The organism is Sphingomonas adhaesiva (assembly GCF_002374855.1).
Lineage (GTDB): Bacteria > Pseudomonadota > Alphaproteobacteria > Sphingomonadales > Sphingomonadaceae > Sphingomonas > Sphingomonas adhaesiva.
The window spans coordinates 205950-217619 of record NZ_NWVC01000005.1; the positions used below are offsets into that span (position 1 = coordinate 205950).

At 66.8% G+C, this 11670-nt stretch carries 8 protein-coding genes; 2 read left to right on the forward strand and 6 right to left on the reverse strand.

Features of this window, described 5'->3' with window-relative positions; genetic code table 11:
* Positions 1 to 5 precede the first annotated feature (5 nt).
* Positions 6 to 251, forward strand: a complete 246-nt coding sequence (locus tag COA07_RS12155; RefSeq protein ID WP_066711139.1) for a hypothetical protein — start codon at positions 6 to 8, stop codon at positions 249 to 251.
* A complete protein-coding gene (locus COA07_RS12160; protein WP_066711141.1) occupies positions 248 to 1258 on the forward strand; it encodes a DUF6976 family protein in 1011 nt (336 codons plus the stop codon). The genes COA07_RS12155 and COA07_RS12160 overlap by 4 nt, the downstream gene beginning before the upstream one ends.
* A 27-nt stretch (positions 1259 to 1285) precedes the next feature.
* On the opposite strand, the gene COA07_RS12165 is transcribed toward COA07_RS12160, so the two are convergent.
* The 6 genes from COA07_RS12165 to COA07_RS12190 form a co-directional block, all read right to left on the reverse strand.
* Entirely contained in the window at positions 1286 to 2620 is a 1335-nt protein-coding gene (locus tag COA07_RS12165) for a NupC/NupG family nucleoside CNT transporter (RefSeq protein WP_066711143.1), read from the reverse strand.
* A 316-nt stretch (positions 2621 to 2936) separates the two neighbouring features.
* Positions 2937 to 4793 carry an ABC-F family ATP-binding cassette domain-containing protein gene (locus COA07_RS12170; RefSeq protein WP_066711148.1) on the reverse strand — a complete coding sequence of 619 codons (1857 nt, stop codon included), beginning with the start codon at positions 4791 to 4793 and terminating at the stop codon, positions 2937 to 2939.
* 370 nt (positions 4794 to 5163) lie between these two features.
* Positions 5164 to 6093: an oxygen-dependent tRNA uridine(34) hydroxylase TrhO gene (trhO, locus tag COA07_RS12175; protein WP_245842142.1), complete on the reverse strand. Its 930-nt coding sequence runs from the start codon at positions 6091 to 6093 to the stop codon at positions 5164 to 5166.
* On the reverse strand, positions 6090 to 6893 hold the full coding sequence (locus COA07_RS12180; RefSeq protein WP_066711150.1) for a LytR/AlgR family response regulator transcription factor: 804 nt from the start codon (positions 6891 to 6893) through the stop codon (positions 6090 to 6092). Before COA07_RS12180 ends, trhO begins: the two co-directional genes overlap by 4 nt.
* Positions 6893 to 8083, reverse strand: a complete 1191-nt coding sequence (locus COA07_RS12185; protein WP_096641092.1) for a sensor histidine kinase — start codon at positions 8081 to 8083, stop codon at positions 6893 to 6895. The genes COA07_RS12180 and COA07_RS12185 overlap by 1 nt, the downstream gene beginning before the upstream one ends.
* Before the next feature lie 109 nt (positions 8084 to 8192).
* Positions 8193 to 11537, reverse strand: coding sequence for a TonB-dependent receptor (locus tag COA07_RS12190; RefSeq protein WP_066712166.1), 3345 nt, complete (start codon positions 11535 to 11537; stop codon positions 8193 to 8195).
* Positions 11538 to 11670: the final 133 nt, after the last annotated feature.

Below are 11670 nucleotides of genomic sequence, written 5' to 3' on the forward strand. Positions count from 1 at the left end.
GATGGATGACCGGATCGGTGCAGATCGCGCCGGCAGGCGACGAGCGATGGCATGCGCTGCTGTCCGGGCGGACGCAACCGGCGTACCGTTGTCTGGCGCTGCGGATCCTGATGATCCGGCTCAAGGGCGACTATGTGCGCGCGATGCCCCACCCCGATGCGGTGGTTGAGGAACTGCGCGCCTTCTTCCGCGACAATTTGCGTTTCGCGGGCGACGATTATCGCAACATTTTCGGGGGGACGGGGCGATGACCGTGGCGGGGCTGGAACGCTCGCTGTTCGACCGCGACGCGGTGGCGGCGATGATCGCGGCGGGCGAGGCGCTGATCCTGGCGGGGGAGGAGCATCTGCTCGCCTCGCTGCCCGCCGGGCGCTGGATCGGCGGTACGATCCCCTATTTCATGACCGCGGAGGCGGGCGGGACGTTCGACCGCGAGCGGTTGTTCGTCCAGCGGCTGCCGCAGGGGGCCAGCGTCCACTGGCAGGGGCTGCTGGACCGCGACGCGCTGCCGCGGCTGGACGCGACGGGGCCGGACAACGGCTATACGGTGATCCTGATGCCGTCGCAGAGCGAGGTGCACCGCGACTTCGCGCTGCACGCGATCGAGTGGCCGGGGCTGTTCCGGCGACCTTTGGTCGGCTGGGTCACCGGGGTGGCGCTCGACCAGGTGGGCATCGACACGCCCAGGGTGTTCGACGGGGCGACCGCGACCGCCAGCGCCGACCGCGCGGTGGTGATGCATGTCGCGCTGCCCGACGATCGTCATGCGCGCGTCGATATCGTCAACCTGTTCACCCAGGCCGACGGCCCGGCGCTGACGTTCGACGAGGGCGACGGCGGGTTCACCGTCGAGCATGTCAACGTCGACGGGGTACGCCGCCGGCTGGTCGATCATCTCGCCGAACAGGGGATCGACACACGCCTGCCGCTGGTCGCCGACTACAATGGCGCGATGATCAACGTCGCGATCGCCAACATCGACGCGGCGACCGGGCGGGTGACGTTCTTCGCGCCCGCCTTTCCGGGGACCATCTATCGCTTCGCGGCGCCGGTGGAGGATTACGAACGCGCGTTCGCGGCACAGATCGCGCCGCGCACCGGCGACCTGGCGTTCGGCTGCAACTGCATCCTCAACTACAATTACGCCGGGCTGGAGGGCAGGCACACCGGCGACGTCACCGGGCCGATGTCGTTCGGGGAAATCGCCTATATCCTGCTGACGCAGACGCTGGTGTACCTCACGATCGAGCGCGACTGACCGGCACCGCGCCCTGACCGATGGGCGTCAGCCGATCAGCAGCCCCGCCAGCGCCGCGCTCATCAAATTCGCCAGGCTGCCCGCCGCCAGCGCGCGCAGCCCCAGCCGCGCGATCGTCGGCCGCTGGTTGGGCGCCAGGCTGCCGGTGACCGCCATCTGGATCGCGATCGAGGAGAAATTGGCGAAGCCGCACAGAGCGAAGGTGACGATCGCGATCGTCCGCGGGCTGAGCTGCGCGGCCTGCTTGCCCAGGTCGATATAGGCGACGAATTCGTTGAGGACGATCTTCTCCCCGAACAGCCCGCCGGCGATCCCGGCTTCGTCCCACGGCACGTTGAGCAGGTACATCACCGGCTGGAAGACATAGCCGAGCAGCCCCTGGAAGCTGAGTTCCGGGTGGCCGAACCACGATCCGACCCCGCCCAGCAGCCCGTTGGCGAGCGCGACAAGCGCGACGAACGCCAGCACCATCGCGCCGACCGCCACCGCCAGCCGCACGCCGGTCTGCGCCCCTTGCGCGGCGGCCATGATGAGGTTCGCGGGCTTCTCCTCGTCGTGCGTCGCCTCGGGAAGCGGTTCGCCCGGCGTGCCTTCGGGCAGCAGCGCGGCGGGGCCGCGGCCGCTGATCCGCGCCTCGGCCAGCGCGATCTGCTGATCCTCGTCGGGCAGGTCGCCGAGCGGCAGCTCGCCCTCCGGCGGCATGACGCGATCGGGCATGATGATCTTGGCCATCAGGATTCCGCCCGGCGCGGCCATGAAGCTCGCGGCGAGCAGATAGTCGATGCGGATCCCCATCGAGGCATAGGCCGCGAGGATCGTCCCCGCGACGCCGGCCATGCCGCTGGTCATCACCGTGAACAGCTGCGCCGGGGTCAGCCCCGCCAGATAGGGGCGGATCACCAACGGCGATTCGCTTTGCCCGACGAAGATGTTGGCGGCGGCGCACAGGCTTTCGACCTTGCTGGCGCCGATGACCTTCTCGATCGCGCCGCCGATCCAGCGCACCACCAGCTGCATCACGCCAAGATAATAGAGGATCGACACCAGGCTGGCGAAGAAGATGATGACCGGCAGCGCGGCGATCGCGAAGCTTTGCCCGCCGATGTCCGGGCTGGCGAGCTTGCCGAACAGGAATTCGGTGCCGCGCTGCGAATAGCCGAGCAGCGCCGACACGCCCGCCGACGCCCCCGCCAGCGCGGCGCGCCCCGGCGTCCAGTAGAGGACGACGATCGCGATGACGATCTGGAGCGCGAACGCGCTGCCGACGATGCGCAGCCGGATCGCACGACGATCCGCCGACAGCAGCACCGCCAGCAGGAGGATGACGGCAATGCCCGCGACGCCGATGAGAAATCTCTGCATTCTGGTGATGATTCCGCGGATTCGATGACCGGCGCGGCCCCCCGCGCAAAGGCGGTACATGGCATGCGCGCGCGGGCATGGCCAGTCCCCCGGAATGGCGTACACTCCCGTCGGGGCGTCTTCCGGCGCAGGCTGGAACGTCATGGGGCGGGCGGGGCGCGCCCGTCGCGGGAGGCCCCAGCCTGCGCTGGGGCGACGCGGCGGGGGGACTGTGTCCCTTTACGTCATCCCAGCGCAGGCTGGGATCTTTGTGGGGCTGGCGCAGCCGCCAAGCCGCGGGAGGCTCCGGCTTTCGCTGGGGCGGCGTCTCATCGCGTTATGCCGTCTCCAGCGCCGCGCTCGCCTCCAGCCACAGCGCCTCGGCCGCCTCAATCCGTTCGGACAGTTCGGCACGGCGCTTCATCAGGTCGGTCATCGTCAGTTTCGACAGCTTCGGGTCGGCGCTGGACGGATCGAACATCGCGCGGTCGATCGCGCTGCGTTCCTCGGTCAGCTTCGCCACTTCCGCCTCGGCGTCGCGGGCGCGCTTCTTCAGCGCCTTGTCCGCTTCGCGGCGCTCGGCGGCGGCGCGGCGATCGTCCTTCTTGTTGCCCTTGCCGCCCGCCGGCTTGCCCTCGCCGGCCAGCACCATGGCGATATAATCGTCGAGCGTGCCGTCGAATTCGCGCGCCTGCCCCTTGTCGACCAGCACCAGCCGGTCGGCGGTCAATTCCACCATATGGCGGTCGTGGCTGACCAGCAGCACCGCGCCGGTATAGGCGTTGAGCGCCTGCACCAGCGCCTCGCGCGCATCGACGTCGAGGTGGTTGGTCGGCTCGTCGAGGATCAGCAGATGCGGCGCCTCGCGCGTGACCAGCGCCAGCGCCAGCCGCGCGCGCTCCCCGCCCGACATGGTGCCGACGCGCGCGGTCGCGCGGTCGCCCGAAAAGCCGAACCGGCCCAGCTGCGCGCGCACCGCCGCGGGCGTCGCGCCGGTCATCGTGCGCGTCATGTGCGCCAGCGGCGTGTCGTCGGGGTCCAGCTCCTCCACCTGATATTGGGTGAAGTAACCGACCTTCATCTTGCCGGTGGCGGACATGTGCCCGTCGAGCGGCGCGAGCTGCGCCGCCAGCAGCCGCGCCAGCGTCGTCTTGCCGTTGCCGTTGCGCCCCAGCAGCGCGATGCGATCGTCGGGATCGAGCCGCAGGTTCAGCCGCGACAGGATCGGCGTGTCGCCATAGCCGACGCTGGCATGGTCGAGCGTGATGAGCGGCGGGCGCAATTCGGTGGGATTGGGGAAATCGAAGCTGAGCGTCGGATCGTTCGCCATTTCCGCGATCGGCTGCATCTTCGCCAGCATCTTGGCGCGGCTCTGCGCCTGTTTCGCGGTCGAGGCGCGGGCGGAATTGCGCGCGACATAATCCTGCAGCTTCGCGCGCTGCGCCTCCTGATTGGCCTTCGCCGCGGCCAGTTGCGCCATGCGTTCGGCGCGCTGGCGTTCGAAGGCGTCGTAGCCGCCGACGTAGAGCGTCGTCTTGCCGCCCTGCAGGTGGAGGATGTGGTCGACGACGTTGTTGAGGAAATCGCGTTCGTGGCTGACCACCACGATCGTCGCGCGACAGGATTTGAGGAAATCCTCCAGCCACATCACCGCCTCCAGATCGAGGTGGTTCGACGGTTCGTCGAGCAGCAGCAGGTCGGGTTGCGAGAACAGCAGCGCGGCCAGTGCGACGCGCATCTTCCACCCGCCCGAGAAGCTGTCGAGCGGACGCTGCTGCGCTTCCTCGTCGAAACCCAGGCCGACCAGGATGCGCGCGGCGCGGGCGGGGGCGGCATGGGCGTCGATCGCGATCAGCCGTTCGTGGATGTCGCCCAGCCGGTCCATGTCCTCGCACCCCTCCGCCTCTGCGAACAGCGCGGCGCGTTCGGTGTCGGCGGCCAGCACCGTTTCGAACGGCGTGCTGTCCCCGGCGGGCGCCTCCTGCGCGATATAGCCGATGCGCGCGCCGCGCGGCATATCGAGCGTGCCGTCGTCCGGCTCCAGCAGGCCGGCGATGACGCGCACCATCGTCGATTTGCCCGCGCCGTTGCGCCCGATCAGCCCGACGCGGCTGCCCGGCGGCAGAGCCGCGCTGGCGCTGTCGAGGATCGTGCGCCCGCCGAGGCGCACGGTGATGCCGTTGAGGTTGAGCATGATGCGCGGCCCTGTACCGCATTGCGGCGGGATCGGGAAGGTGGGGCGGGGGGGGCGTTTCACCGCACGTCATCCCGGCGGAGGCCGGGATCTGCTGTTGGGCGGGCGTTGCTCCCTCGCCAGGGGAAACCCCAGCGTTCGCGGGACCTTTGCAAAACCCACGCCGTCATGCCGGACTCGTTCCGGCATCCACGTTTCCGCACACGGGCAAGCGCCTGATTTCGCGGCACAGTGGACCCCGGAACAAGGCTCTCCTGAGCGAAACCGAAGGGTCCGGGGTGACGGAGGGGAGCGGCAGGAGTACCGACCTCTTCAAAGGTCCCGCGTTCGCTGAGGCGGCGGCGATAGGAAGTTGGGGGCAGTGCGCGCGCTAGTCGAAGCAGCGCCCGACATGCGCCTCGCCGCGTGCTTCGGCGAGGCGTTGCTGACGGTGGCGTTCGGCGGCGGCGGCGCGCTGCGCGTCGTCGCGGGTGGCGTGGCAGGCGGGGCAGCTGACCCCCTCGACATAGAGCGGCGAGGCACGGTCGGCGGGGCCGACCGGCATCCGGCAGGCGTGGCACAGCAGATGCGTGCCCGGTGCCAGCCCGTGGCCGACCGCCACGCGCTGGTCGAAGACGAAACATTCCCCGTCCCACAGGCTGTCGGCCGCGGGCACCTCCTCCAGATAGCGCAGGATACCGCCGTCGAGATGGTGGACCGCCTCCACCCCCTCACCCTTCAGGAAGGCGGTGGATTTCTCGCAACGGATCCCGCCGGTGCAGAACATCGCCACCCGCCGCTTGCCCGCCAGCAGCTCCTCGCGATGCGCGCGGAACCAGGCGGGGAAATCGGCGAAGCTGGCGGTGCCCGGATCGACCGCACCCGCGAAGGTGCCGACCGCGACCTCGTAATCGTTGCGCGTGTCGATCACGAGCGTTTCGGGATCGGCGATCAGCGCGTTCCAGTCGGCGGGCGCGACATAGGTGCCGGCGTCCGCCAGCGGATCCACCGCCACGCCCATCGTCACGATCTCGCGCTTCACCTTCACCTTGAGCCGGTGGAAGGGATTGGCGGCGAACCAGCTGTGCTTGAGCGACAGGTCCGCGCATCCCGGCAGCGCGCGGACGTGTTCGATCACGCGGTCGAGCGCGTCCGGCGCGCCCGCGATCGTACCGTTGACGCCTTCATGCGCCAGCAGCAGCGTGCCCCGGACGCCCGCATCGCGCGCGACCGCCAGCAATGGGGCGCGTACGCCATGCGGATCGTCGAGGCGGGCGAAGCGGTAGAGTGCGGAAACCCGGATCGGCAGGTCGGTGGTCAATGGACGAAGCGCGCCACCACGTCGCGATAGCTGCGGCTGACCTTCACGCTGGCGCCCGAATCGAGCACCAGGAAACATTCGCCGTTGGTGTGCGGCTTCACCTGCTTGACGAGGTCGAGGTTGACGATCGTCGAGCGGTGGATGCGCTGGAACCGGCGCGGGTCGAGCCGCTTTTCCAGGTCCTTCATCGTCTCGCGCAGGATCAGCGTGTTGTCGCCGGTGTAGATGCACATGTAATCGCCGGCCGCATCGATCCGCTCGATCGTGTCGACGTCGACCCGGAAGATCTGCCCGCGATCCTTGATGTTGATCATCTTCTCGAACCGGCTGGCATTGGGCTGTTCGGCATTGCCGTCGCCGATCTCCGCCGCCGCCTCCGGTGCGTGTTCGGCGAGCACTTCCTTCAGCTTCTCCGCCTCGCCGACGCTCTGCCGTTCCGACAGGCGCTGGCGCACGCGGTCGAGCGTGTCGGCGAGCCGCGCCTCCTCGACCGGCTTCATCAGATAATCGGTCGCCTGCGCCTCGAACGCGCGGATCGCGTGATCGGAATAAGCGGTGACGAACACGAACAGCGGGGGTTCGACGTCCAAAAGCCCCTGCACCACCGAAAAGCCGTCGAAACCGGGCATCTGGATATCGAGGAAGACGAGGTCGGGCTTATGGGTCTTGATCGCGCTGATCGCCTCGCGCCCGTTCTGGCACTTGGCGATGATCTCGACGTCGTCGTGCGCCGCGAGGCGTAGCTCCAGCCCCTGGATGGCAAGCGGCTCGTCGTCGACGAGGATGGTACGAATGGTCATCACACCTCTCTGTTCGGTACTTCGAGCTGGAACGGGATCTCGATCTCGACCCCGAACCCGCCCGTCGGCATGGCACGCACATCGAAGCGGTGATCAGGCCCATAGGCCTGCGCCAGCCGCTCCCTGATATTGGCGATACCCACGCCGGTTGAAAGGGATGGCCGCGATTTCGTCGGCATCAAACCCGGGCCGGTGTCGGATACGCCCAGCAGCACCCTGTCGCCGACGAGCCGAACGGTGACGCAGATTTCGGCGCCGTCCTCCTGCGGGGTGACGGCATATTTGATCGCATTTTCGACCAGCGGCTGGAGCAGCAGCGACGGCAGGCGCGCCTTCTCAGCGGCCGGATCGATCTCGAACTTCGGGCGCAGCCGGTCCTCGAAGCGCATCTTCTCGATCTCGAGGTAGAGTTTGAGCGTCTCGACCTCCTGCGCGACGGTGACGTGCGCGGTGGGTTCGTTGGCCAGCGTATAGCGCAGGAACGACGACAGCCGGCTCAGCATCGCGTTGGCACGTTCGGTCTGCTTGAGCAGCACCAGCGTCGAGATCGAATTGAGCGTGTTGAACAGGAAATGCGGGTTCAGCTGGTACCGCAGCATCGCCAGTTGCGCCGACGACGCCTGGTTCTCCAGATGCTCCATCTGGTCGATCTGGTCCTCGACGATCAGGTAGAAATTGATCCCGAAATACAGCGCCGACCAGCCCGCCAGCACGGTGAAGTTGAGGAACAGGGTGCCGAGCAGCAGCGACAGGTCGACGCCGGGCGCGGCGAATTTGATGAAGCTGAACGAAAAGGCGTCGAGCAGCGCGTAGAGGAACGTCGCGGCCGCCAGCGTGAAGATCGTCAGCATGATGCCGGTGACGCGCGGCAGCGAGCGGTAATAGCCGTAGAGCGTCGAGAGCAGCAGCGTGATGCAATAGCCGACGATCGATTCGACGATGACGGGCACGATCGTCTGGAGCGAGAAATTGCCCGACAGCGACGATACCGAACGCAGGATCAGATAGCCGCTCCACCCCGCGGCCTGCAGTTTCCAGAAGGCGCGCGACTTGTCCTCGAAGAACGGCCGCACGAACAGCGGGCGCTGCCCCGCGGCGGAGACATAGCCGGTCGCGGCGGGCGGGCGGGCGGCGGCGGCCCCGGTCGAGGCGACGGGGGCGGGGCCGGCGGGAGCGGGTGACGTTGCCATCGCCCGCCTCTCTACAACGCCGCGCCGCCCGGTGCAAAAACGACGAAGGCCGCCGCCCCGGGGTGGGGCGACGGCCTTCGTGTTGATGGTGCCCGGTGGGCGCCGCAGCTTAGAAGCTGAAGCGTGCGCCGATGCGGATCGTATAGAGCGACGGCGACGCAAATACGGTGTCCGTAGGCGTCGCGTTCGGCAGCGAGTACCGATACTGCGCACACGGCTGCGTGGTGTTCGTCGCCGAGGTGCCCGCGGTGCCGGTCGGAGTGGCGGCGGTAAGACACGTCACGCGCGCCGCGACTGCGGTGTAAGGGAATGAATATTCCCGGACCTGACCCCAGTTCTTGTTGAGAAAATTGGTGAAATTCTCAATGTCGGCGAAAATCTGGATGCGGGAATTGCCGACGAACGTCGGAATTTCCTGCGCAACGTGCAGGTCGATGCGTGTGAACCACTTCGAGTTGAAGGCATTGCGCGGTGCGATGCTGCCCCGGTACTTCGCCAGCCCGGATGACTGGAAGAACGCATCCAACGTCTGTGCCGTCGTGGCGCTGTTGTACGAAACCCGCGGATCATCAATGCCCGTGGGCACGTAGATCAGATAGCGCGACGACGAGCCGGTCGTGCCGAAAATTGCGCTACGGCCACTCGACGTGTCCTGCATCGTGTAGCTGTAGGGGCGGCCGATGCGGGTTTCGCCGAAGAGCGACAGGGTGCTCTTGTAGTCGCCGAAGAAGGCGTGATCGAACGTCAGGTCATATTTGATGTTGTGACGGACCTGATCGTTCGAAACGCCATAGGCAGCGCCATTGGCGTCTTCGAACGCACCGTTGGCATAGTTCGACCCGGCAGTCGACGAGGTCGCCGGCGCCTGATCCTTGATGTTCTGATAGGTATAGCTGACTCCGGCGAACAGCCCGAAGTCGAACGACTTGTTGACACGCGCCACCGCAACGTAGCTGCGGCCACGCGACGTGTTGGTCAGCAGGATGTCGTTCAGCGAGTCGTTAAACGTCGTCAGCGACGTGTAGCGAACACGGCCGTCCGGTGTGCGAGCCGCCGTCGGCACCGAGCGGATGTCGGTGAAGAACACCTGGTCGCGCACCTTGGACCAGAAGAAGTCGCCGCCGAAGGTCCAGCCGCCGCCCAGTACTTCCGGAGTGAAATCGACCGACAACGTGCCGCGCCACTGCGAAGGCAATTTGAACTTGGGATCGACCGCGTTGGTCGCCGCCGCCTGAACACCGCCCGCGAGGTAGGTGTTGGCCGACGCCGGGATCGTCGCGCCGTTGACGTTGGTCAACACGCTGCGCGGGTCGAAATTGGCGGGGAACGTCTGGTTGCCGACGTAGCTGCCGTCATTCAACTGGCGGATGTCGACGGTGTTCGACAGGATGCCGGTGTTCGAAAAGCTGTTCGACGTGTAAACGTCCGGCGCGCCACCACCGAAAATACCAATGCCGCCGCGCACGCTCAGTTCCCGCCCGGGCTTCCAGTCGAAACCGAAGCGCGGCTGGAACAGCCCGCGACCGGACAGGAATTCAGCATTCGTGAAGCCGTAGCGGCCAATGAAGGCGGGATTCAACGACGGGCGGCTCTTGCTGCCGTAAAGGTCGTAACGCATGCCATAGGCGACATTGAGCGTCGGGGTGACAGCCCAGACGTCCTGCACGCCGAAGGCATACTGCCAGTATTTGAACGCTGCCGACGCGAGGTCGGGGTTCGGAACCGGCGTTGCGTTGGTATAGCCGAAGCGCTGCGCATTGCCCGCCTGAAAGTCCGCGATCGAGTCGAAATAATAGGTTCCGGTTGTGCCGCCGCGCGGGTTCGAGTTGCTGAGGAAGGCGTTGAACACATCGACATGCTGAATGTCGGTGAACAGCCGCAGGTCATGACCTTCGCGCGTCAATCGGGCTTGGAATGCGCCGCCCCAGGTTTCGGTGCGCAGTGCATTGGTCTGGCGCGATACGTCCGGTCCGAACGCCACCGTGGCGTAGTTCGGATTACAGGTTACCGAGGCCGCGGCACCGGCCGCACCGGGGGCTGTCCGATCCGATGTGGGCGCTGCGCAGACGCGGAACTCGGCGAAGCCGCGGCCCTGAAGCGGATCCTGGATGCGGGTGTACTTCTTGTAGAAGCCACGTGCCTCGGTCGAGAAGTCATCCGACCATTGCGAGTTGAGCTGAACCACGCCGACATGCAGCTTGTTGCCCGAGACATAGGCGTTCGAGGCGAGGCCGAGGCTCTGCGATCCGGGGGTCGTCACCGTGTTATTGGTGAAGACGATCGAGTCTGACGAGTACGAGTAGGTCGCTGCCAGCCGCTGCGTATCGGACAGATTGGCGTCGAGGCGCGCGACCAGGCGATCGTCCTTGTCCTGGTTGCTGTTGACGACGCCACCCGTGCTGTATCCGTAGCGCGACTGCGCGATCTGGCTGATCTGGTTGACCTGCGCCTGCGTCAGGCTGGAAATGCTGTTGCCGGCGTTGTTGTCGACCGGACCTTCAGCGATCGGACGCGGTGCGCGAACGCGTTCGCCGGCGACCATGAAGAACAGCTTGTCCTTGATCAACGGGCCGGAAAGTTCCGCGCCGTAGTTCTCATACTTGTACTTCGGGGTCGCGATGTAATCGGTCGCGCGTCCCGGACCCGCCTTCGTGGTGTCGCCGCTGAGCCCGTCGGACGAGCGCGAATAGAAGCCCGTGCCGTGGAATTCGTTGGTGCCCGACTTCAGGATAACGTTGATGACGCCGCCCTGGAAATTTCCTTCACGCACGTCATACGGCGCGACCTTGGTCTGGAACTGGCCGATGGCGTCGAGCGGGATGGGCGAGCGGCGGCTGGGCAAGCCGTCCGGGTTCAGGCCGAAATTGTCGGTGATCGGCACACCGTCGACGGTGAAGCGGTTGAAGCGCGCGTTCTGCCCGGCGAAGCTGACAGCACGACCGTTGCCGGTCTGCTCATCGAGGCGCGCGAACGGATCGCGGCGCATCAGGTCGCGAATGTCGCGGTTCACGGAGGCGATGGTACCGATCTTCGTCGCGGTCAGCACATTGGCCGGGCCCTGGCTGACAGTGCGCGCGCTGGAAATCGACGAGGCCGTGACGACGATGTCGGAGGCGCCGCCTTCGGCGGTCAGTTCGACGGGCAGGTCGAAGGACTGCGAAGCGATCGTGTTGATGTCGGTAATCGTGGTGTCCGAGTAACCGCCCGCCCGCACCGTCACCGAGTACGGGCCGCCTGCGCGCAGGCCGGTAGCGGTGAAACTGCCGTTCGCATCGGTGGTCAGCGTGGAGCGCGTGCCCGACGGTACATTGACGACCTCGACCGTCGCACCCGCGACCGGTGCGCCGTTGGACGTCACGGTGCCGCGGATGGTGGAGGTGGTTTCCTGCGCCATGGCGGCTGCCGGCGCGATGAGCGCGACCGCGGCCACGCCCACGAAAAGGTTGTTTCGCATCGATTCTGTCCCCTTTGGCCCCTGGCTCGCAGCGCGCGGGCTATTGCCGTTGGGCGCGCCACTGCGCCGGGAATATGTCGTTCCCGTGACAGTCGCGAGTCTTATCGTTCGGCGCTGCAACACGCCGCGGCGG